This is a genomic window from Streptomyces sp. NPDC104226 (genome assembly GCF_055584085.1).
The window spans coordinates 305,633-328,482 of sequence record NZ_JBVJMS010000006.1; the positions used below are offsets into that span (position 1 = coordinate 305,633).

Genomic DNA, 22,850 nt, shown 5'->3' on the forward strand with positions numbered 1-22,850 from the left:
GGCAGAGGTCACAGACTCACATGGCTATCTTCCTCAACAAGGACAGCAAGGTCATCGTCCAGGGCATGACCGGTGCCACGGGCATGAAGCACACCAAGCTGATGCTGGCTGACGGCACCAACATCGTCGGCGGCGTGAACCCGCGCAAGGCCGGCACCACCGTCGACTTCGACGGCACCGAGGTCCCGGTCTTCGGCACCGTCGAAGAGGCGATGAAGGCGACGGGCGCCAACGTGTCCGTGCTCTTCGTCCCGCCGGCCTTCGCCAAGGCCGCCGTGGTCGAGGCGATCGACGCCGAGATCCCCCTCGCCGTGGTCATCACCGAGGGCATCGCGGTGCACGACTCCGCCGCCTTCTGGGCGTACGCCACCGCCAAGGGCAACAAGACCCGCATCATCGGCCCGAACTGCCCGGGTCTGATCACCCCCGGCCAGTCCAACGCCGGCATCATCCCGGGCGACATCACCAAGCCCGGCAAGATCGGCCTCGTGTCCAAGTCCGGCACGCTGACCTACCAGATGATGTACGAGCTGCGCGACATCGGCTTCACCTCCGCCGTCGGCATCGGTGGCGACCCGGTCATCGGCACCACGCACATCGACGCCCTGGAGGCCTTCGAGGCCGACCCGGAGACCGAGCTGATCGTCATGATCGGCGAGATCGGCGGCGACGCCGAGGAGCGTGCGGCGGACTTCATCGCGAAGAACGTCACCAAGCCGGTCGTCGGCTACGTCGCGGGCTTCACCGCCCCCGAGGGCAAGACCATGGGTCACGCCGGTGCGATCGTCTCCGGTTCTTCCGGCACCGCACAGGCCAAGAAGGAAGCCCTGGAGGCCGCGGGCGTGAAGGTCGGCAAGACGCCGACCGAGACCGCGAAGCTGGCGCGCGAGATCCTGAACGCCGCGCAGTAGGCAGCGGCCTTCGGCTGTACGTGCAGACGGGCGTGGGGGGAGGCGGGGGGGGGGGGGGGGGGGGGGGGGGTGGGGTGGGGGGGGGGTGGGAGGGGGGGGGGTGGGGGGGCGCCCCCCCCCCCCCCCCCCCCCCCCCCCCCCCCCCCCCCCCCCGCCCCCCCCCCCCCCCCCCCCCCCCACCACCCTTCCGCGCATCCGCAGCCACCGCCGCTCTCCCCCTCTCCACCACCACCTCCACCACCCCGACCGGCCCGACTGGAGAACCGCCCATGCGCACCCGCACCCTCCTCCTCGGCCTGCTCCTCGGCCTCGCCGCCCTGCTGCTCCCGGCCCTCCCCGCGACCGCCGCGGACAACGGCACCTGGGGCGTCTTCCCGACCCCGCCCGCCGGTGCGGCGATAACCGACCGGGCGTACTTCTTCCATCAGGGCGAGGCCGGCAGCACCATCAGCGACAGCGCGACGATCGTGAACTCCTCCGACAAGGAGCTGACGTTCCAGGTCTTCGCCACCGACGCCGTCAACACCCCGGTGGGCGGCGGGTTCGCGCTGCTGCCGGTGGAGACCAAGCCCAAGGACGTGGGCACCTGGATCGCGCTGCCGCCCGAGGCCAAGACCACCGTCACCGTGCCGCCCAAGGGCCGCAAGGACTTCCCGTTCACCGTGAAGGTCCCGGCGGACGCGACACCCGGTGACCACGTGGGCGGGATCGTCGCCCTCAACACCGAGGTGGAGGGCATCCAGCAGGAGGGCAAGGTCCAGGTCGGGGTGAAGCGCCAGGTCGGCGCCCGGCTGTACTTCCGGGTTCCGGGACCGGTGACCCCGGGGCTGAGCGTGGAGGACGTGAAGGTCAACCGGTCGGCGCCGCTGCTGCCCTGGGTCAAGGACGCCCGCGCCAAGATCACGTACTCCCTGGTCAACCGGGGCAACGTGGTCGTCGAGCCGAAGGTGACGGTCTCCGCCGAGGGGCTCTTCGGCCGCCGGGTGCTCGACCGGCCGTCCCGTGAGCTGAAGCTCGTCCTGCTGCCGGGCCAGCGGATCGAGCTGACCGAGGAGTGGGCGGACGCACCCCAGTCGGACTGGGTCACCGTCGACATCACCGCGGGCGCCTCCGACTACCCCGACCTCGTCTCCTCCTCCACTACGGGCTTCCTCGCCGTGCCGTGGACCGCACTCGGCGCCCTCCTGGTGCTGGCCGGCGCCGCCATCGCCGCCCGGGTGCTGCGCCGGCGCCGCCGGGCCGCCGCCGAACGGCCGGAACCGGCACCGGACTTGGCTGAAGCGCGCTGATCGGCAAAGGTGTCCCCAGGTGACGGCATCCGGCCATCGCCGGGCAGGCAACGGCGCCGGGGGGCACCACACATGGCACGACAGCACGGCGAAGCGGGGCCCGGCCGGCCGGTGCGGGAAACCGCCCCCGCAGGTCCGCCGGCGGACGCCGGCAGCGCGGGGATCGGGCTGCTGACCCTCGTCGAGCGGACGCTGGGCACCGGCACCGCGGTGTACGTCCCGGGGGACGGCTGGATCCGGCTCACGCTCCCGCTCGACGACGGCGGTCCGGCCCCGGTCACGGTGGACGTGGTCACGGACACCCGGCGGACCCCGCGCGGGATCGCGTACCTCCTGCCGGGTGCCGGACTGGGTTTCGGCTCCTCCTTCTTCACCCCGTCCGACCAGAACCTCGCCCACCGGCTGCGCCGCGAGGGGCTGCTCGTCGTCGGCGTCACCCCGCGCGAGGACGCCGCGGCCGCGCAGGACATCGGCCCCGACTGGGGGCTCGCGGCGCACCGCCGGGACCTGGCCGCGGTCGTGGAGGCGCTGGACGGGGCGCTCGGGCTGCCGTACCAGTACGTCGGCCACTGCGCCGGGGCCCTGCTCGCCCTGGACGCGGCCGCGCACGACGGCTCGCCCCGCCTGACCCGGGTGGTGGCGCTGGACACGACCGGCCCCTACTCCGGCGACCTGGCCGTACGGGCGGCCCAGACCCGGGACGCGTACGAGGCCCTGATCGAGCGGGGTGCGTACGCGACGGACCCGGGCCTGGCGGCGCTGCTCGCCCGGGCCGTCACCGACCCGGCGGGCTCCTCGGAGGTCCCCTGGCCCCCGGAGCCCGGGCTCCGCTTCACCCACGCCGGGCTCGCCCACTTCGTGCTGGTCCGCACCTCCCTGCTGCCCGGCCCGGCGAACTGGACCGACATCCAGGGCCACACCGCGGGCTCGTACGCCTTCGGAGCCACCCCGGCCGGGGACCGCTTCGGCCTCACCCACACCACGCTCGCGACCTGGCACGAGGCCACGGCCGGCCTGGGCAGCGGGCTGGTCCCGAACGCGCTGGCACGGGACCTGGCGGCGATCTGGGCGGGCGACGACAAGACGTACGCGATCGACTGGGGGGCGATCTCCGCCGAGGTGGTGTGGATCAACACCGAGCTGGGCCGCGGCGACCACACCCGCGGGCCCCGGCTGATCCGGGCCGGCGGCAACCAGCGGGTCCGCTTCGCCGTCGTCCCGGGCTACGGGCACGGCGACCCCCTCTGGTCGCAGACGGCGGCGGCGGACGTCTGGCCGCTGCTCTGATCCGAGCCGCTCCCGCCCCGGGGCGGCCCGGAAACGGGCTCGCCCCCCGCGGTGAGGGTTGCGGGGGGCGAGCGGTCCTACCAAGCGGTCATCAGTGGTTGCGCGGGAACCCGAGGTCGACACCGGCCGGGGCGTCCGACGGGTCGGGCCAGCGGGTCGTGACGACCTTGCCCCGGGTGTAGAACTGGATGCCGTCGTTGCCGTAGATGTGCAGGTCGCCGAAGAGCGAGTCCTTCCAGCCGCCGAAGGAGTGGTAGCCCACCGGCACCGGGATCGGCACGTTGACGCCGACCATGCCCGCCTCGATCTCCAGCTGGAAGCGGCGGGCGGCGCCGCCGTCGCGGGTGAAGATGGCGGTGCCGTTGCCGAACGGCGAGGCGTTCATGAGCGCCACGCCCTCCTCGTAGGTGTCGACGCGCAGCACGCACAGCACCGGGCCGAAGATCTCGTCGCGGTAGGCGTCGGAGTCGGTCTTGACGTTGTCCAGCAGCGAGAGGCCGATCCAGTGGCCGTTCTCGTTGCCCTCCACCGTGTAGCCGGTGCCGTCCAGGACCACGTCGGCGCCCTGCGCGGCCGCGCCCGTCACGTACGAGGCGACCTTGTCGCGGTGGGCGGCGGTGATCAGCGGGCCCATCTCGGAGGTCGGGTCGTTGCCGGGACCGATCTTGATCTTCTCGGCGCGCTCGCGGATCTTGTCCACGAGGGCGTCGCCGATGGAGCCGACGGCCACGACCGCGGAGATGGCCATGCAGCGCTCGCCGGCCGAGCCGTAGGCGGCCGAGACCGCGGCGTCGGCGGCGGCGTCCAGGTCGGCGTCCGGCAGCACCAGCATGTGGTTCTTGGCGCCGCCCAGGGCCTGGACTCGCTTGCCGTTGGCGGAGGCGGTGGCGTGGATGTGGCGGGCGATCGGAGTCGACCCCACGAAGGAGACGGCCGCGACGTCGGGGTGCTCGAGGAGCGCGTCGACGGCGACCTTGTCACCGTGGACGACGTTGAGGACGCCCGCCGGCAGGCCGGCCTGGCTCGCCAGCTGCGCCAGCAGCGTGGAGGCCGAGGGGTCCTTCTCGCTCGGCTTGAGGATGAAGGTGTTGCCGCAGGCCACGGCCAGCGGGAACATCCACATCGGCACCATCGCCGGGAAGTTGAACGGGGTGATGCCCGCGACGACGCCGATCGGCTGGCGGATCGAGGAGACGTCCACGCGGCTGGACACCGAGGTGGACAGCTCGCCCTTGAGCTGCACGGTGATCCCGCAGGCCAGCTCGACGATCTCCAGGCCGCGGGCGACCTCGCCCAGCGCGTCGGAGTGCACCTTGCCGTGCTCGGCGACGATCAGCTCGGCGATCGCGTCGCGGTTGGCGTCCAGCAGGGCGCGGTAGGCGAACAGCACCTTGGTGCGGGCGGCCAGCGAGGACTGCCCCCAGGACAGGAACGCCTCCTTGGCGACCCGTACCGCCGCGTCGACCTCGTCGGCGGACGCGAGGGCGACCTGCGTGGTGACCTCGCCGGTGGCCGGGTCGGTGACCGGGCCGTAGTTGCCCGACGCGCCCTCGACGGTCTTGCCACCGATCCAGTGGTTGACGGTCTTCATGACTGACTCCTTCACAGATGGCGACGTCGCTGCGCGGCTTGCCGGTCGTACTCTTCTCGGGCCTGGGCCGCCGACGCACGGGTCGCGGTCTCGGCCACAGGGACATCCCACCACGCCTGTGCGGGGGGCGGGCCCGACACAGTGTCGGGTGTTCGGGTCTGCACGTAGACACATGTGGGACGGTCCGCATCCCGCGCCTCCACGAGGGCTTTGCGCAGGTCACCGATGGTGCGGGGGCGGTGGACGGCCATCCCGAGGGAGGCCGCGTTGGCCGCCAGGTCCAGCGGCAGCGGCGCGCCGCCGTACGAACCGTCCTCGGCCCGGAAGCGGTAGGCGGTACCGAACCCCTCGGCGCCCACCGCCTCCGAGAGGCCGCCGATCGAGGCGTATCCGTGGTTGTCCAGCACCACCAGCCGGACCGGGATCCCCTCCTGCACGGCGGTGACGATCTCGGTCGGGTTCATCAGGTACGTCCCGTCGCCGACCAGGGCCCACACCGGCCGACCGGGGGCGGCCAGGGCGGTGCCGATCGCGGCGGGGATCTCGTAGCCCATGCAGGAGTACCCGTATTCGACGTGGTACTGGTCCGCGGAGCGGGCCCGCCAGAGCTTGTGCAGGTCCCCGGGGAGCGAACCGGCGGCATTGATCAGGATGTCGTCGCCGTCGACGAGCCCGTCCAGCAGACCCAGGACCTGCGCCTGCGTCGGGACGGCGTCCTCGTCGGGAGCCGCGTAGGCCCCGTCGACCAGCCGCTCCCACGCCCTCTTCCCTTCCGTGTACGCCGCCTCGTACGCGGGATCCACCCGGTACCCGGCGACCTCCGCCCGGAGTTCCTCCAGGCCCGTCCGCGCATCGCAGACCAGGGGGCGGGCGGCGAGTTTGTGGGCGTCGTACGGGTCCGGGTTGAGCCCGAGGAACCGCACGCCGGGGTGCTGGAACAGGGTCGCGGAGGCGGTGGTGAAATCGGTGAGCCGGGTCCCGGCGGCGATCACCAGATCGGCTTCGCGGGCCAGCGCGTCGGCGGTGGCCGTGCCGGTGTGCCCGATCCCGCCCACGTCGGCGGGGTGGTCCCAGGCCAGGGCCCCCTTGCCCGCCTGGGTGGAGGCCACCGGGATCCCGGTGGCTTCGGCGAACTCCGCGAGCGCCGCGCCGGCGGCGCTGTGCCGGATCCCGCCGCCGGCGATGATCAGCGGCCGGGCGGAGCCCCGTACGGCCCGGGCGGCGGCCGCGAGCTCGGTGCGGTCGGGCCGGGGCCGGCGCACGCCCCACACCCGCTCGGCGAAGAACTCCTCCGGCCAGTCGTACGCCTCGGCCTGTACGTCCTGCGGCAGCGCGAGGGTGACGGCGCCGGTGCCCACCGGGTCGGTGAGGACCCGTACCGCCTGCAGGGCTGCGGGGATCAGGGCCTCGGGGCGGGTGACGCGGTCGAAGTACCGGGACACCGGCCGCAGGGTGTCGTTGACGGAGACATCACCCGCATGGGGGACCTCCAGCTGCTGGAGCACGGGGTCGGCGGGCCGGGTCGCGAAGGCGTCCCCGGGGAGCAGGAGCACCGGGATCCGGTTGATGGTGGCGAGGGCGGCCCCGGTGACGAGGTTGGTGGCGCCCGGGCCGATGGAGGTGGTGACGGCGTGCGCGGACAGCCGCCCGCTCTGCCGCGCGTACCCGACGGCGGCGTGCACCATGGCCTGCTCGTTGCGGCCCTGCAGGAACGGCATCTCCCCGCGGCCGCTCTCCAGCAGCGCCTGGCCGATCCCGGCGACGTTCCCGTGGCCGAAGATCCCCCAGGTGGCGGCGATCAGCCGCTGCCGGTGCCCGTCGCGCTCGGTGTACTGCCGGGCGAGGAAGCGGACGAGGGCCTGCGCGACGGTGAGCCGGACGGTGTGCGCCTGCTGCGGCGTCATGCGGGGTCCTCCGCTCGGTCGTGGAAGGGCAGCCGGGGGTCGACGTCCTGGTCGGTCCAGGTGGAGCGGATCCACCCGTGGTCGGGGTGGTCCCGGATGAGCCACTCCCGGGTCTCGCCGGGTCCCGCCATGACGTTGAGGTAGTACATGTCGTGGCCGGGCGCGGCCATGGAGGGACCGTGCCAGCCGTCCGGGATGAGGACCGCGTCACCGGTCCTCACCTCGGTGAGGATGTCGGTCTTCCCCGCCGGGGACGGGCTGACACGCTGATAGCCGAGACCGGGCGTGTCCCGGTGCACATCCCCGTGCGGGTCCCGGTGCGGGGCGATCTCGTAGTAGTAGATCTCCTCCAGCCGGGATTCCTCGCCGGGATGGTGCTCGTCGTGCTTGTGGGGTGGGTACGAGGACCAGTTGCCGCCGGGGGTGAGGACCTCCACGGCGATGAGGCGGTCGCAGTCGAAGACTCCGGCGGCGGCGAAGTTGTTGACCTGGCGGGAGCACTGTCCGCTTCCGCGGAGCTCTACGGGGACCTCGGCGGCGGGCCCGTACCGGGCGGGGAGGCGCTGCTCGCAGCGCGCTCCGGCCAGCGCGAAGCGGCCCCCTCCCGCGGAGCTGACCTCGGCGTGCCCGTCCCGGGGGAGGTAGGCGAAGTCGGCCGGGCCGTCGAACACCCCGCGCCGCCCCCGCAGCCGGAAGACCTGCGGGCCGCTCCCGGGACCCCGCTCCTCGAACGCCGGAGGGGCTGCCCCGCGGCCGGCGTCGGCACAGCGGACTTCGCAGCCGCCTGCCAGGGGGAGGACGATCCACTCCGACTCCCCGCACGCGTGCGCGTACACCTCCCCCGGTGCGAGGTCGAGGACGAGCAGCCTCGTCCAGTCCATCGCCCACTCAGACACCACCGGCACGGCCGAGCACCTCCTCGACTTCCCCCGCGAACGGCATCGCGGTCGAACAGGCCAGCCGCGAGGCCACGATCGCCCCGGCCGCGTTCGCGTAGCGGATCACCCGCTCCAACTCCCATCCGGCGAGCAGCCCGTGGCACAGGGCGCCGCCGAAGGCATCACCGGCGCCGAGCCCGTTGACGACGGTCACCGGCACCGGTGGCAGGTCGGCCACCGTCCCGTCGCGGTGGACGGCCAGGACCCCGGCCGGGCCCCGCTTCACCACCGCGAGCTCCACCCCGGCCGCGAGCAACGCCCGCGCGGCCGCGTACGGCTCGGTCTCCCCGGTGGCGATCGCGCACTCCTCGGCGTTGCCCACGGCCACGGTGGCAAGGGACAGCGCCCGGCGGTACCACTCCCCGGCTTCGGACCCCGCCCCCTCCCCGGAGGGCCACAGCATCGGGCGCCAGTCCAGGTCGAAGACCGTCAACGGGCTCCTCCCGCGCGCCTCCAGCGCGGCCAGGGTGGCCGTCCGGCTCGGCTCCGCGCTGAGCCCGGTCCCGGTCATCCAGAACACCCGCGCCGCCCGCACCGCGTCGAGGTCGAGCTCGTCCGCTGCGATCTCCAGGTCCGGTGCCTTCGGGTACCGGTAGAAGTACAGCGGGAAGTCGTCCGGCGGGAAGACCTCGCAGAAGGTCACCGGCGTCGGATAGGCCGCCACCTGCCCGGCCCACCGGTCGTCCACCCCGAACCCGCGCAGTTCCGACCGGAGATACGCGCCGAAGGGGTCCGCGCCGGTCCGGGTGATCACCGCCGTCCGCCGGCCCAGCCGGGCCGCCGCGACGGCGACGTTGGTCGGGGAACCACCCAGGAACTTCCCGAAGGTGTCCGCCTCGCCGAGCGGTACGCCCGTCTTCAGGGGGTAGAGATCCACCCCGATCCGGCCCATCGTGATCAGGTCGAACGCCAACGGATCCGCAGCCATCACCACACCATTCCTCCCGCCCGAGTGCTCCCCGTACCCAAGAGCCTCGCACCCTAAGGTGGCCGTATGACGTCCTCACCCACCGCGTTGACCCGTATCCGCGTCGGCTCGGCTCCGGACTCCTGGGGGGTCTGGTTCCCCGACGATCCCCGGCAGACCCCGTGGGAGCGGTTCCTCGACGAGGTCGCCGAAGCCGGGTACGAGTGGATCGAACTCGGCCCCTACGGCTACCTCCCCACCGATCCCGTCCGGCTCGCCGACGAGGTCGGGGCGCGCGGCCTGCGGGTCTCCGCGGGAACCGTCTTCACCGGACTCCATCACGGGCCCGCCGTGTGGGAGGACACCTGGGAGCACGTGTCGCGGATCGCGGAACTCACCCGGGCGATGGGCGCGGCGCACCTCGTCGTGATCCCGTCCTTCTGGCGGGACGACAAGACCGGCGAGGTGCTGGAGGACCGCACGCTCACCCCGGAGGGCTGGCGCGAACTGACCACGCAGACCGAGCGGCTGGGGAAGCGGGTCCAGGACGAGTACGGGCTGCGGATCGTCGTGCACCCGCACGCGGACACGCACATCGACACCCCCGAGAACGTGGCGCGCTTCCTCGACGCCACCGATCCCGCGCTGGTCTCGCTCTGCCTGGACACCGGGCACTACGCGTACTGCGGCGGCGACAGCGTCCGGGCCGTCGAGACCTTCGGCGAGCGGATCGGCTACCTCCACCTCAAGCAGGTCGACCCGCGGATCCTCGCCGAAGTCGTGCGGGACCAGGTCCCCTTCGGGCCGGCGGTTGCCCGCGGGGTGATGTGCGAGCCGCCGGCGGGGGTGCCCGCGCTGGAACCGGTGCTGGCGGCCGCCGAGCGGCTCGGCGTGGACCTGTTCGCCATCGTGGAGCAGGACATGTACCCGTGCCCGCCCGACCGTCCGCTGCCGATCGCCCGCCGCACCCGCGCCTACCTGCGCTCCTGCGGCGCCCGCTGAACAGAGCCCCCGGCCGCACCTGCCGTACGAACCCCCGTGGAGGAACAGAACATGACCAGCACGCTCGGCATCGCCGTCATCGGTACCGGGAAGATGGGCTCCGACCACGTCCGCCGCTTCGGGCGGTCGGTCGGCGGTGCCCGGGTGGTGGCCGTGGCCGACCCGGACGGGGACCGGGTCAAGGAGGTCGCGGCCGGTCTGGAGGGGGCGGGCGCGCACACCGATCCGGCCACCGCGATAGCGGCGCCCGGGGTGGACGCGGTCCTGATCGCCTCGCCCGGGCCGGCCCATGAGGAAGCGATCCTGCACGCCCTGGAGCGGGGGCTGCCGGTGCTCTGCGAGAAGCCGCTGACCCCCGATCCGGCGGGCGCCCTGCGGATCATGGATGCGGAGGCGCGGCTGGGCCGCCGGCTCGTCCAGGTCGGCTTCATGCGGCGCTACGACTCCGAGTACGCGCGGCTCAAGGAGCTGCTCGACGCGGGCGGCATCGGGCGGCCGCTGTTCCTGCACTGCCGGCACCGCAACGCCGCCTCGCCGTCCTTCTTCACCAGCGACATGCTGATCAGCGATTCGGTGGTGCACGAGGTGGACGCGGCCCGCTGGCTGCTGGGCCAGGAGATCACCGCGGTGACCGTGCTCTCCCCGACGCCCTCCTCGGCCGCCTCTGCCGCGCGCGAGGGGCTGCGCGATCCCCGGTTCGTCCTCATGGAGACCTCCGGAGGGGCCGTGGTCGACGTGGAGATCTTCGTCAACTGCGGTTTCGGCTACCAGGTGCAGTGCGAGGCGGTCGGCGAGTCCGGCACCGCCCGGATCGGCGACGGCCACGCGATGGTCGTCCAGTCCGCGGGCCGGTGGGGCGGGGAGATCGACCAGGACTTCACGGTGCGGTTCGCCGACGCCTACGACCGCCAGCTGCGCCGCTGGGTCGCCGCGGCCGCGCGGGGCCGCGTGGACGGTCCCGACGCGTGGGACGGCTATGCGGCGGCGGCCGTCTCCGAGGCGGGCCTCACCGCGGCCCGCAGCGGCGTACGGACCCAGGTGGAACTGGCCCCGCGCCCGACCCTCTACCGCTGACCCGGCCGCCCCGGCCCCGTCACACCGAGGGCTCCACCTGTACCCCGTGTGCCGTCCGCCACCTGTGTCACGTGTGTCACGAGGGTCGCCGGCATGTCACGCATGTCCGCATTACGCGGGCTTTCCGTCACAGCCGGACGACAGCCCCTCCCCTGACCTCACCCTGCGTCGTTCCCCGGGCAGAACCTGAGTGATCGTCAGTGTCCACGCGCCGGCTCCCCCGACGGCCTCCCGGCCGGCCCCGCGGCGTGGACGAGGAGGTGTCGAGGATGAGCGACCGACAGCTGTGGTCGTACAAGGAGATCGCCGCTCACATCCGGGTCCAGCCGGACACGGTGCGCTCCTACCGCAAGCACGGGCTGCTGCCCGCACCCGACCACGTGGAGGGCGGCAAGCCCTACTGGTACGCCGACACCATCCGCACCTGGGTGGCGCAGCGGCCCGGCAACCGCGGACGCCGCGAGGACTGACGCGGCGTCCGGTCCAGGGACGGGACCCTCCCGGGCCCCGTCCGCTAGCGGCTCCCTGCGGGCACGGGCACGGGCTCGGACGGCTCCGACGGCCCGGACGGCCCGGTCGGCCCGGTCGGCCCGGCGGTCGGTGCCGGCTCCCCCTCGCTCAGCCCGAAGCGTTCGTGCAGTCGGCGCAGCGGCGCCGGCGCCCACCAGGTGGCCTTCCCGGTCAGCTTCATCACCGCCGGCACCAGCAGGCTCCGCACGACCATCGCGTCCATCAGCACGGCCAGTGCGATGCCCAGGCCCAGCATCTTGGTGTTGGTCACCCGCGAGCTGCCGATGGCGACCATCACCACCGCCAGGATCACGGCTGCCGCGGTGATCAGTCCGCCCGTGCGGGTCAGCCCGGTGCGCACCGCGCCCTCGTGGTCACCGGTCCGGTCGTACTCCTCCTTGATCCGGGATATGAGGAACACCCCGTAGTCCATGGAGAGTCCGAAGGCGATGCAGAACATCAGCACGGGCAGGGTGGTCTCGATGTCTCCCGTGGAGGTGAAGGACAGCAGTCCGGAGAGGTGGCCCTCCTGGAACACCCACACCACCGCCCCGAACATCGCGGTCAGGCTCAGCGCGTTGAGGAGCACCGCCTGGACGGGTATCAGCAGGCTTCCGGTGAGCAGGAAGACCAGGAGCAGCGTGGCCAGCACCACGACGGCCAGGGCCAGGGGCAGTTTCCCGGCTATGGCGTCCTGGGCGTCGACGAGCACCGCGGCCTGTCCGGTCACGGCCCTTTCGAATGGGGCGTCCACCGCCCTGACCAGGCCCACCAGGTCCTGGGCCTCCTGTCCCACTTCCTCGCCCTTGGTGAGCACCGAGAAGTAGGCGTATCCGGTGCCGGAGGCCGAACTCACCGGTCCTTCCACCCCCAGCACGCCGGGCAGGGCTGCCACCCGCTGCTTGTAGGCGTCGAGATCGGCGGCGCCGGGGGCGCCTTCGGTCAGTACCGTCAGTGCTCCGCCGGGGGTGCCGGGGAAGCCTTCGCGGATGTGCTGCTGCACCACGTGCGATTCGGCGGTCGCCGGCAGCTGCCGGTCGTCGACGGTGCCGAACTTCACTCCGAGGAAGGGCAGTCCGAGCAGCAGCAGTCCGGCCGTGGTGGCCACGGCGAACACCGGGGCGCGGCGCATCACGAGGCCGGTCAGACGGGCCCAGCCGCGCCCGCCTCCGGCCTGCCCCGGGTCGCTCCCGGCCCGTCCGCCGCGGCGCCACAGCCGGCGCAGGTCGAAGGAGTTGACCCGCTCCCCCAGCAGGACCAGGGCCGCGGGCAGCACGATGAGCGCGGCCGCGGCGGCGAGCAGGACGACCGCGACTCCGGCGTAGGCGAAGGAGCGCAGGAAGTACATCGGGAAGAAGAGCATGGCCGAGAGGGCGACGGCCACGGTCAGCGCCGAGAACAGGACGGTCCGCCCGGCGGTCCGCAGGGTGACTCCGACGGCCGCGACCGGGTCGCGCCCGGCGGCCAGCTCCTCGCGGAACCTCCGCACGATGAACAGGGCGTAGTCGATGGCCAGGCCGAGCCCGAGGGCGGTGGTCAGGTTCTGGGCGAAGACGGAGACGTCTGTGAACTCGGTGAGTCCGCGCAGCACGGCATTGGTTCCGATGATGGCGACGATGCCGACACCGAGGGGCAGCAGGGCCGCGATGGCGCTGCCGAAGACGAGGACGAGCAGGACGAGCGTCACGGGCAGGGCGATCAGCTCGGCGCGCAGCAGGTCTTCCTGGATGGTGGAGGTCACCTCGCGCTGGACTGCGGCCTGGCCTCCGAGGGACACCTTCAGCGGTCCGTGCTCGCCGCGGTAGCTCGGCACGATCCGGTCCAGGAGGGCGTTGGCCGTCTTCTCGTCGCCGAGCACCCGGGCGGCTATCAGGGCCTGGCGGCCGTCCTCGGAGCGCAGGGTGGGCATCCCGGTCCGCCAGTACGAGCCCACGCCGGTCACCCCCGGCTCGGCGGCGAGCCGCGCCGTCAGCCGCTCGGCCTCGGCGGCGACGGCGGGGTCGTCCACCCCGGCCGCCCCGGCGGCTCCGGTGGCCCCCGCGGCCCCGACGTCGACGAGGAGCAGCAGATTGGGCTGGGAGCCGGGGAACTCGCGCTCCAGCGCCTTGGTGGCATAGGTGGAGCGGGCACCGGGGTCCTCCCAGCCCCCGCTTCCGAGCCGGTCCGCGACGCCTCCGCCCGCGAAGACGGCCAGGGCCGTGACCACGAGGGCGAGCAGCAGCGAGAGCCTCGGCCGTGTGGTGACGAACCCGGTCCACCGGCCGCCCTCCCCAGGCGACGGCGGTTTCTTGACTTGAGACATGACTCGGTGTCCCCTTCACCGTGATTGCCAGGCCACTTAGACTGGCAAACACGAGCAGTCGCTCGCGTTTCTCAAGAATGCGAGCGACCTCTCGCGTTTGTCAATCACCCACGGGAAGCAACGGGAGCAAGGGATTGGACATGCGGGAGACCTCGCGGACCAAAAATCTGGACAAAGCGGGAGAACTGACCAGGGAAGCTGTGGAGGCCGCGGCAGCCGCCGGGGCCGCGAAGCCTGCGAAGGCCGCGAAGGCCACGCCGGAGGCAGCGCCGGAAGCCGCCCCCCGCCGCCGCCAGGCCCGCGGTGAGCGCCGGATCGCCCAGCTCCTGTCGGCCGCCGCGGGGGTGTTCTGCCGTACGGGTTACGCGGCGGCCAGCACCAACGCGATCGCCCGCGAGGCCGGCGTCTCCCCGGGCACGCTCTACCAGTTCTTCCCGAACAAGGAGGCCATCGCGGTCGAGCTGGGCGGACAGCTGCTCCAGCGCGCCCACGAGGCGCACGGCCGGGCCTTCCTCCCCGAGAACCTGAACCGGCCGCTGCCCGAGCTGCTCGACGCCGTCCTGGATCCGGTCATCGCCTTCAACTGCGAGAACCCGGCCTTCTGGGCGCTCATGCACGGCGCCGGCATCCCCGGCATCTCCCAGGAGCACGACGAGCTGCACGTCGGCATGCTGACCCGCGTCGAGGAGGTGCTGCGCGCCCTCGGCGCCCCCGCCGCACCCGGCGCCCCCGCCGCCGCGGCCACCGACGCCGCGGCCGCCGACACGCACCTCACCCACGTCGCCCACACGGTGCTCGGGATCGTCAAGGCCTCGCTCGAACTGATCCTGGCCGCCGAAGGCGCGGACCGGGAGGCGTACGTCGCGGAACTGAAGTCCGTCCTGCTCCGCTACCTGGACCCGATGTTCACCACGCTTCCTCCTCGCTGACCATCCTCCCGACGTCCCCGGATCCCGGCCCGGCGGCTCCGGATCCCGCACCGGAGCCGTCACCGGAGGATCCCGCCCGCAACCGCAGCCCCACCAGCGGGAAGACCAGGACGGACACCATCCCGGCCCCGACCAGCGCCGCGGCCTCCCCCGACCCCAGCTTTCCCTCCTGCACGCCCAGGGTGGTGATCGCCACCACCAGCGGCAGCGCCGTGGAGCCGAACAGCACCAGCGCCGACCGGTCCCGGCGCCCGAGGTCCCGGGGGGCCAGCAGCCACATCGGGAGGCCGCGCACCACGAGGAAGAGCAGCAGGAAGACCGGCAGCAGCAGGAGCGCCCGCCCGCCCCCGAGCAGCGCGGCCAGGTCGAACTCGATCCCGGTGACCACGAAGAACAGCGGCACCAGGAAGCCGAATCCCATGGCCTCCACCTTCGACAGCACGGCCTCGCTGCTCTCCGGGGCGGCCCCGTGCAGCACGAGCCGGGTGATCAGCCCGGCGGCGAAGGCGCCGAGCAGGACGTCGAGGCCGAGCACTTCGGAGAGCGCCAGGAACGCGACGAGGATCAGCACCACCAGGCGCACCGCGAACTGCGCGCTGCTGTGCAGGGTCTTGGCGATGACCCGGGCGAACCAGGGCGGCTTGGGCCGCATCGCCCAGAACACGGCGCCGGCCGTGAGCACCGCGAAGCCGATCAGCAGCGCCGCCGACTGCCCCGGCGCGCGCCCGCTGAGCAGCAGGGCCATGGCGATGATCGGCCCGAACTCGCCGACCGCGCCCATCGCCATCATCACCGAGCCGAACCGGCTCTGGAGGTCCCCCGAGTCCCGCAGGACCGGCAGGATCGTGCCGAGGGCGGTGCTGGTGAGCGCGGTGCCGATGTAGACGCCCTTGTCGAACCCGCCGCCCGACAGCAGCAGCCCGATGCCGAGCCCGAGCGCGAGGGCGGCCACCCAGGCCCACACCGACCGTTTCAGGGTGTCGCCCTTGACCTGGGCGAACTGGATCTCGTACCCGGCCAGGAAGATCAGCATCGCGAGCCCGAGCTCACTGAGCACGTCGACGACGTCGGTGGAGTGCGCCCAGCCGAGGACGTCGGGTCCGACCAGGACGCCCAGGGCGATCTCGAAGATCACCAGCGGGACGGGGAGCCAGCGCGAGACCCCGTACGCGAGCAGAGGCGCGAGCACCGCGATCGACATGATCAGGATGAGAGTGGTCCCCGAGTGCGCCATGGGTGCCATTTACATACGCTTCGCACGGATTGTCCACCGCAAAAGATCTCGTCGGATGCTCGCGTCGATACCCCCTAGGGGTATAGTCTCGAAGTGTCGGGACGAACGGTGGACTCCTTACGGGCGATCCGCCACCCCCTCCCGGCCCCCGGACACGCCCTTGAAGAGGAGAACGACATGAGCGCCGACACGGACACCCAGACCACCACCGTCTACCGGGTGACCGGCATGACCTGCGGGCACTGCGAGGGCGCGGTCACCGCCGAGCTCTCCGCCCTGGCGGGCGTCAGCTCGGTCAAGGCCGTCGCCGCGACCGGCGAGGTCACCGTGGTCTCGGCCGCCCCGCTCGACGAGGCCGCCGTACGCGCCGCCGTCGACGAGGCCGGCTACGAGTTCGCAGGCCAGGCCTGAGCACCTCCTCTTCGGCAGCACCCGCTTCGGCACCACCTGCTTAGGCAGCACCCGCAGCACCCCGCCGGGCCGTACCGGCCAGCTCATACTGGTTCCGTACGGCCCGGCCCTCCCCCTGGAGCCCGGATCATGAGCAGCAGCACAGTGCACGACGGACCCATAGCGGCGGACGGCGCCACCGCGCCCGCCGCCGAGGTCGAGCTGACCATCGGCGGGATGACCTGCGCCTCCTGCGCGGCCCGCATCGAGAAGAAGCTGAACCGGATGGACGGGGTCACCGCCTCGGTGAACTACGCCACCGAGAAGGCCAAGGTCTCCTACGGCGCAGACGTCCAGGTCGCCGACCTCATCGCGACGGTCGTCAAGACCGGCTACACCGCCGAGGAGCCCCCGCCGCCGGAGCCCGAGCGGGCCGAGGAGGCGCAGGCCCCCACCGAGGCCCGCGACCCCGAACTGGCCGCGCTGCGCCAGCGCCTGCTGGTCTCCGTGGCGCTCTCGCTGCCCGTGGTCCTGCTCGCGATGGTCCCGGCCCTGCAGTTCGACAACTGGCAGTGGCTCTCGCTGACCCTGGCCGCCCCCGTCGTCGTCTGGGGCGCGCTCCCCTTCCACAAGGCCGCCTGGACCAACGCCCGGCACGGCGCGGCCACCATGGACACCCTCGTCTCGGTCGGCACCGGGGCGGCCTTCCTCTGGTCGCTGTGGGCCCTGTTCTTCGGCCACGCCGGCATGCCCGGCATGCGGCACGGCTTCGACTTCTCCGTGTCCCGCACGGACGGCTCCTCGGCGATCTACCTGGAGGTGGCGGCGGGAGTCGTCAGCTTCATCCTGCTCGGCCGGTACCTGGAGGCCCGCTCGAAGCGGAAGGCCGGCGCGGCCCTCAAGGCCCTGATGCGGCTCGGCGCCAAGGACGTGGCGGTCCTGCGCGGCGGGACCGAGGTGCGGATCCCCGTGAGCGCGCTCGCGGTGGGCGACCGGTTCCTCGTCCGGCCCGGCGAGAAGATCGCCACCGACGGCACCGTCGTCGAGGGCAGCTCCGCCGTGGACGCCGCCATGCTGACCGGTGAATCGGTCCCGGTCGAGGTCACCGTCGGCGACACCGTCACGGGGGCCACCGTCAACACCTCCGGACGGCTCGTCGTCGAGGCCACCCGCGTCGGCTCGGACACCCAGCTGGCCCGGATGGCCAAGCTGGTCGAGGACGCCCAGAACGGCAAGGCAGAGGTGCAGCGCCTCGCCGACCGGATCTCCGGGGTCTTCGTCCCGGTCGTGCTCGTCCTGGCCCTGGGCACCTGGGTCACCTGGCTGCTGATCACCGACAACCCGACGGCCGCCTTCACCGCCGCCGTGGCCGTCCTGATCATCGCCTGCCCCTGCGCCCTGGGCCTGGCCACTCCGACCGCGCTGATGGTCGGCACCGGCCGGGGCGCGCAGCTCGGCATCCTGATCAAGGGGCCCGAGGTGCTGGAGTCCACCCGTCGCGTGGACACCGTCGTCCTGGACAAGACCGGCACCGTGACCACCGGCCGGATGACCCTGTCCGCCGCCCACCCCGCCGAGGGTGTGGACGCCGCCGAACTGCTGCGCCTGGCCGGGTCCCTGGAGCACGCCTCCGAGCACCCGATCGCCCGGGCCGTCGCGGCGGGCGCCGCGGAGCTCCCCGGCGGTCTGGCGGTTCCCGAGGGCTTCGAGAACCACGGAGGCCTCGGCGTCCAGGGCGTGGTCGACGGACACGCCGTCCTGGTGGGGCGCGAGAAGCTGCTCGCCGACTGGTCGATCCCGCTGCCCGCCGCCCTCGCCGAGGTCAAGGCCGCCGCCGAGGCCGAGGGTTCGACCGCCGTGCTGGTCGCCTGGGACGGGGAGGCCCGCGGCGTGCTGACCGTGGCCGACGCGGTCAAGGAGACCAGCGCCGAGGCCGTGTCCCGGCTGCGGGCGCTGGGGCTGACCCCGGTCCTGCTGACGGGCGACAACCAGGCCGTGGCGCAGACCGTGGCCCGCGCGGTGGGCATCGACGAGGTGATCGCCGAGGTCCTCCCGCAGGACAAGGTGGACGTCGTGCGCCGGCTGCAGGCGCAGGGCCGTACGGTCGCCATGGTCGGCGACGGGGTCAACGACGCGGCCGCGCTGGCCCAGGCCGACCTGGGCCTGGCCATGGGCACCGGCACCGACGCGGCGATCGAGGCGAGCGACCTGACCCTCGTACGGGGCGACTTGCGGGTCGCGGCCGACGCGATCCGGCTCTCGCGCCGGACCCTGGCCACCATCAAGGGCAACCTCTTCTGGGCCTTCGGCTACAACGTCGCGGCGCTGCCGCTGGCCGCCGCCGGACTGCTCAACCCGATGATCGCGGGGGCCGCGATGGCCTTCTCCTCGGTCTTCGTGGTCACCAACAGCCTGCGGCTGCGGTCCTTCCGCTAGTGATCACCCTTCACGTCTCGCGCACACCCTCTTCACACGAGACGCAGATCACAGGGACCCCGGCGTAACCTTCGGGCAGGGCCACGGGTCTAATGGGGCGATGCCGAAAACGTGTTGGGACGACTACACGTTCGCTTACACGTGCACGCGGCACGAAGACACCCGGTCCGGGTCCCGTGGGGGGAATCCGTTCCGGGGTAAGGAAAGCGCCCCGACCTTCGACCCGTGGGGGGATCGATGGCGGGGCGCTTTTCCTGTACTGCGCGTCCTACTGGTCCTGCGGTTACTGCGGCTCGGCCCTCGGGTCAGCGGGACTCGACCGGGACGAAGTCGCGCAGGACCTCGCCGGTGTAGATCTGGCGCGGGCGGCCGATGCGGGAGCCGGGCTCCTTGATCATCTCGTGCCACTGGGCGATCCAGCCGGGCAGCCGGCCGATCGCGAAGAGCACGGTGAACATCTCGGTCGGGAAGCCCATGGCCCGGTAGATCAGGCCGGTGTAGAAGTCGACGTTCGGGTAGAGGTTGCGCTCGACGAAGTACTCGTCGGCCAGCGCGTGCTCTTCCAGCTTCAGGGCGATGTCGAGGAGCTCGTCGTCCTTGCCGAGCGCCGAGAGGACATCGTGCGCCGCCGCCTTGATGATCTTCGCCCGGGGGTCGAAGCTCTTGTAGACGCGGTGTCCGAAGCCCATCAGGCGGACGCCGTCTTCCTTGTTCTTCACCTTGCGGATGAAGGCGTCGACGTCGCCGCCGTCGTTCTTGATGCCCTCGAGCATCTCCAGGACCGACTGGTTGGCGCCACCGTGCAGCGGGCCCCACAGCGCCGAGATGCCGGCGGAGATCGAGGCGAACATGTTCGCCTGCGAGGAGCCGACCAGACGCACGGTGGAGGTCGAGCAGTTCTGCTCGTGGTCCGCGTGCAGGATCAGCAGCTTGTCGAGCGCGGCGACCACGACCGGGTCCAGGTCGTACTCCTGGGCCGGCACGGAGAAGGTCATGCGCAGGAAGTTCTCGACGTAGCCGAGGTCGTTGCGCGGGTAGACCACCGGGTGGCCGACCGACTTCTTGTACGCGTAGGCCGCGATCGTCGGGAGCTTGGCCAGCAGCCGGATCGTCGAGAGGTGGCGCTGCTTCTCGTCGAACGGGTTGTGGCTGTCCTGGTAGAACGTCGACAGCGCGCTGACCACGGAGGACAGCATCGCCATCGGGTGCGCGTCGCGCGGGAAGCCGTCGTAGAAGCGCTTGACGTCCTCGTGCAGCAGCGTGTGCTGGGTGATCTCGTTGCGGAACGACGCGAGCTGGTCGACGGTCGGCAGCTCCCCGTTGATCAGCAGGTAGGCGACCTCGATGAAGGTCGAGCGCTCCGCCAGCTGCTCGATCGGGTAACCGCGGTAGCGCAGGATGCCCTGCTCACCGTCGAGGTAGGTAATGGCGGACTTATAGGCGGCGGTGTTTCCGTAGCCGCTGTCCAGGGTGACCAGCCCGGTCTGAGCCCTGAGCTTCGAGATGTCGAAGCCCTGGTCACCGACGGTGCTCTCGACCACCGGGTAGGTGTATTCACCGTCCGCGTACCGCAGTACTACAGAGTTGTCGCTCACGTCATCCCTCACCGACGTAGTGCCTCTTCTTCGAGGTGCCCTGACTGCCTCTACCTTCCCCCATTTGGCACAGGTGAGTGCACTCGGGGTCGAGCTTTGGTGATTTTGACGGCACTCAGTGCCGCCAGCCTGCACATCCTGCCCCCTCCGCAACCGTTGTAGGAACCCCAAATGATCGATCATCTAGGTGATGTTTCCCACCGGTATGCGGCCGGACAGTCTCGGCGCGACGGCCGTGTACCTCCTGCCTGCGGAAACGGTACGCACGGCCTGGGCAAGGGCTTTGCGGGACCCGACCAGGACGACCAATTTCTTCGCCCGGGTGACGGCCGTATACATCAGGTTCCGTTGGAGCATCATCCAGGCGCCGGTGGTGACAGGGATCACGACGGCCGGATACTCGCTCCCCTGGGAGCGGTGGATGGTGACCGCGTACGCGTGGGCCAGCTCGTCGAGCTCCGCGAACTCGTAGGCCACGTCCTCGTCTTCGTCCGTGCGCACCGTCAGCCGCTGTTCCTCCAGGTCAAGGCCGGTGACCACGCCGACGGTGCCGTTGAAGACGCCGTTGGCGCCCTTGTCGTAGTTGTTGCGGATCTGCGTGACCTTGTCGCCGACGCGGAAGACGCGGCCGCCGAACCGCTTCTCGGGCAGGTTCGGCCGGGCCGGCGTGATGGCCTGCTGGAGCAGCGCGTTGAGGTTTCCGGCGCCGGCCGGACCGCGGTGCATGGGGGCCAGGACCTGGATGTCCCGCCTCGGGTCGAGACCGAATCTGGCCGGAATTCGACGGGCGGCGACGTCGACGGCGAGTTTTCCGGCCTCCTCGGTGTCCTCCTCGGGGAAGAGGAAGAAGTCCGGCAGCCCGTCCGTGATCGGCGGCAGGCCGGTGTTGATCCGGTGGGCGTTGGTCACCACCCCGGACTGCTGGGCCTGCCGGAAGATGGTGGTCAGCCGCACGGCCGGAACCGGCCCGCCCTCGGCGAGCAGATCGCGCAGCACCTCCCCCGCCCCGACCGAGGGCAGCTGGTCCACGTCCCCGACCAGCAGCAGGTGGGCACCCGGTGCCACGGCTTTGACCAGCTTGTTCGCCAGCAGCAGGTCGAGCATCGAGGCCTCGTCCACGACGACAAGGTCCGCGTCCAGCGGCCGGTCCCGGTCGTACGCCGCGTCCCCGCCCGGTTTCAGTTCCAGGAGCCGGTGCACGGTGGAGGCCTCGGCCCCGGTGAGCTCGGCCAGCCGCTTCGCCGCCCGGCCCGTGGGGGCGGCGAGGAGGACCTTGGCCTTCTTGGCCCGGGCCAGCTCCACGATCGAGCGCACGGTGAAGGACTTCCCGCAGCCCGGCCCGCCGGTGAGGACCGCGACCCGGCGGGTGAGGGCGAGGCGGACCGCGTCCCGCTGCGCGGGTGCCAGGGTGGCTCCGGTCCGGCCGGCGAGCCAGCCCAGGGCCTTGTCCCAGTCCACGTCCCGGAAGGCGGGCAGCCGGTCCTCGTCCGTGTTCAGGAGGCGGCGCACCTGGCCGGCCAGGGACAGCTCGGCGCGGTGGAACGGCACCAGGTACACGGCGGTGAGGGGGTCCGGGCCGCCCTGCGGGTCCGGCACGGATTCCCGTACGACCCCTTCCGGATCGGCGGCGAGCTCGGCCAGGCAGTCGATGACCAGCCCGGTGTCCACCTGGAGCAGCTTGACCCCGTCGGCGATGAGCCGGTCCTCGGGGAGGAAGCAGTGCCCCTGGTCGGCGGACTGGGACAGCGCGTACTGGAGGCCGGCCTTGACCCGGTCCGGGCTGTCGTGCGGGATGCCGACGGCCTGCGCGATGCGGTCGGCGGTGAGGAAGCCGATGCCCCAGACGTCGGCGGCGAGCCGGTACGGCTGGTTCTTGACCACGGAGATGGAGGCGTCGGCGTACTTCTTGTAGATGCGCACCGCGATGGAGGTGGAGACGCCGACCCCCTGGAGGAAGACCATGACCTCCTTGATGGCCTTCTGCTCCTCCCAGGCGGCGCCGATCAGCTTGGTCCGCTTGGGGCCGAGGCCGGGCACTTCGATCAGCCGCTTCGGCTGCTCCTCGATGACGTCGAGGGTGTCGAGGCCGAAGTGCTCCACGATCCGGTCGGCGATCTTCGGGCCGATGCCCTTGATCAGGCCGGAACCGAGGTAGCGCCGGATCCCCTGGATGGTCGCGGGCAGCAGCGTCGTGTAGTTCTCCACGGTGAACTGCCTGCCGTACTGGGCGTGCGAGCCCCAGCGGCCCTCCATGCGCAGCGATTCACCCGGCTGGGCCCCGAGGAGGGATCCGACGACCGTGAGCAGATCGCCTGCGCCACGGCCGGTGTCCACCCGGGCGACCGTGTACCCGCTCTCCTCATTGGCGTAGGTGATGCGCTCCAGCACCCCCTCGACCACCGCCGGCGCCGCGGCCGCGTTCGTCGTCATGGCCCGAAGCTACAGCCCGGGTGCGACAGTTCCGCAGGGCCTGTGGACATCCCGGCGGACAACCAGAAGGGGGTCCTGCCTTTCGGCCGGACCCCCTCACGGTTACCCCTCCCTCGTCGGA

At 72.1% G+C, this 22,850-nt stretch carries 17 protein-coding genes; 9 read left to right on the plus strand and 8 right to left on the minus strand.

Annotated features, from left to right (window positions below):
* Positions 1-20 precede the first annotated feature (20 nt).
* From sucD to ACZ60J_RS20700, 3 genes are all read left to right on the plus strand, one after another.
* Positions 21-911 carry a succinate--CoA ligase subunit alpha gene (sucD, locus tag ACZ60J_RS20690; RefSeq protein WP_469683695.1) on the plus strand — a complete coding sequence of 297 codons (891 nt, stop codon included), beginning with the start codon at positions 21-23 and terminating at the stop codon, positions 909-911.
* Positions 912-1,180: 269 nt separating this feature from the next.
* On the plus strand, positions 1,181-2,200 hold the full coding sequence (locus ACZ60J_RS20695) for a WxL protein peptidoglycan domain-containing protein (RefSeq protein ID WP_469683696.1): 1,020 nt from the start codon (positions 1,181-1,183) through the stop codon (positions 2,198-2,200).
* Between the two features lie 72 nt (positions 2,201-2,272).
* Complete coding sequence (locus ACZ60J_RS20700) at positions 2,273-3,487, plus strand: hypothetical protein (RefSeq protein ID WP_469683698.1); 1,215 nt, start codon at positions 2,273-2,275, stop codon at positions 3,485-3,487.
* A gap of 91 nt (positions 3,488-3,578) precedes the next feature.
* On the opposite strand, the gene ACZ60J_RS20705 is transcribed toward ACZ60J_RS20700, so the two are convergent.
* The 4 genes from ACZ60J_RS20705 to iolC are packed head-to-tail and all read right to left on the minus strand — an operon-like array spanning position 3,579 to position 8,848.
* A complete protein-coding gene (locus tag ACZ60J_RS20705; protein WP_469683700.1) occupies positions 3,579-5,078 on the minus strand; it encodes a CoA-acylating methylmalonate-semialdehyde dehydrogenase in 1,500 nt (499 codons plus the stop codon).
* 11 nt (positions 5,079-5,089) lie between these two features.
* Positions 5,090-6,982, minus strand: a complete 1,893-nt coding sequence (gene iolD, locus ACZ60J_RS20710; protein ID WP_469683702.1) for a 3D-(3,5/4)-trihydroxycyclohexane-1,2-dione acylhydrolase (decyclizing) — start codon at positions 6,980-6,982, stop codon at positions 5,090-5,092.
* Complete coding sequence (gene iolB, locus ACZ60J_RS20715; protein WP_469684101.1) at positions 6,979-7,863, minus strand: 5-deoxy-glucuronate isomerase; 885 nt, start codon at positions 7,861-7,863, stop codon at positions 6,979-6,981. The genes iolD and iolB overlap by 4 nt, the downstream gene beginning before the upstream one ends.
* Positions 7,864-7,870: 7 nt before the next feature.
* Entirely contained in the window at positions 7,871-8,848 is a 978-nt protein-coding gene (gene iolC, locus ACZ60J_RS20720; RefSeq protein ID WP_469683704.1) for a 5-dehydro-2-deoxygluconokinase, read from the minus strand.
* A 66-nt stretch (positions 8,849-8,914) separates the two neighbouring features.
* Here iolC and ACZ60J_RS20725 point away from each other — a divergent pair, with 66 nt between their 5' ends.
* The 3 genes from ACZ60J_RS20725 to ACZ60J_RS20735 all read left to right on the plus strand — a co-directional run bounded on the left by ACZ60J_RS20725 (position 8,915) and on the right by ACZ60J_RS20735 (position 11,373).
* Complete coding sequence (locus ACZ60J_RS20725) at positions 8,915-9,829, plus strand: sugar phosphate isomerase/epimerase family protein (protein ID WP_469683705.1); 915 nt, start codon at positions 8,915-8,917, stop codon at positions 9,827-9,829.
* Between the two features lie 51 nt (positions 9,830-9,880).
* Complete coding sequence (locus ACZ60J_RS20730; protein WP_469683707.1) at positions 9,881-10,903, plus strand: Gfo/Idh/MocA family protein; 1,023 nt, start codon at positions 9,881-9,883, stop codon at positions 10,901-10,903.
* Between the two features lie 269 nt (positions 10,904-11,172).
* Positions 11,173-11,373, plus strand: coding sequence for a helix-turn-helix transcriptional regulator (locus tag ACZ60J_RS20735; protein ID WP_469683709.1), 201 nt, complete (start codon positions 11,173-11,175; stop codon positions 11,371-11,373).
* Between the two features lie 44 nt (positions 11,374-11,417).
* Here ACZ60J_RS20735 and ACZ60J_RS20740 read toward each other — a convergent pair whose 3' ends face one another.
* Positions 11,418-13,715, minus strand: coding sequence for an MMPL family transporter (locus ACZ60J_RS20740; protein ID WP_469683710.1), 2,298 nt, complete (start codon positions 13,713-13,715; stop codon positions 11,418-11,420).
* 140 nt (positions 13,716-13,855) lie between these two features.
* Between ACZ60J_RS20740 and ACZ60J_RS20745 the strand changes: the two genes are divergently transcribed.
* Positions 13,856-14,644, plus strand: a complete 789-nt coding sequence (locus ACZ60J_RS20745; RefSeq protein ID WP_469683712.1) for a TetR/AcrR family transcriptional regulator — start codon at positions 13,856-13,858, stop codon at positions 14,642-14,644.
* Here ACZ60J_RS20745 and ACZ60J_RS20750 read toward each other — a convergent pair.
* Entirely contained in the window at positions 14,622-15,878 is a 1,257-nt protein-coding gene (locus ACZ60J_RS20750) for a cation:proton antiporter (RefSeq protein WP_469684103.1), read from the minus strand. The genes ACZ60J_RS20745 and ACZ60J_RS20750 overlap by 23 nt on opposite strands.
* Before the next feature lie 177 nt (positions 15,879-16,055).
* Between ACZ60J_RS20750 and ACZ60J_RS20755 the strand changes: the two genes are divergently transcribed.
* A complete protein-coding gene (locus tag ACZ60J_RS20755; RefSeq protein ID WP_274553249.1) occupies positions 16,056-16,289 on the plus strand; it encodes a heavy-metal-associated domain-containing protein in 234 nt (77 codons plus the stop codon).
* Positions 16,290-16,418: 129 nt separating this feature from the next.
* The gene (locus ACZ60J_RS20760; protein ID WP_469683714.1) at positions 16,419-18,704 is read left to right on the plus strand and encodes a heavy metal translocating P-type ATPase; all 2,286 of its coding nucleotides are present in this window, start codon (positions 16,419-16,421) and stop codon (positions 18,702-18,704) included.
* Positions 18,705-19,009: 305 nt separating this feature from the next.
* Here the strand turns inward: ACZ60J_RS20760 and ACZ60J_RS20765 are convergent, their stop codons facing one another.
* Together ACZ60J_RS20765 and recD2 are read right to left on the minus strand one after the other, a co-directional pair.
* Positions 19,010-20,299, minus strand: a complete 1,290-nt coding sequence (locus ACZ60J_RS20765; RefSeq protein WP_469683716.1) for a citrate synthase — start codon at positions 20,297-20,299, stop codon at positions 19,010-19,012.
* Positions 20,300-20,482: 183 nt separating this feature from the next.
* A complete protein-coding gene (recD2, locus tag ACZ60J_RS20770; protein WP_469683718.1) occupies positions 20,483-22,729 on the minus strand; it encodes an SF1B family DNA helicase RecD2 in 2,247 nt (748 codons plus the stop codon).
* Between the last annotated feature and the right edge of the window lie 121 nt (positions 22,730-22,850).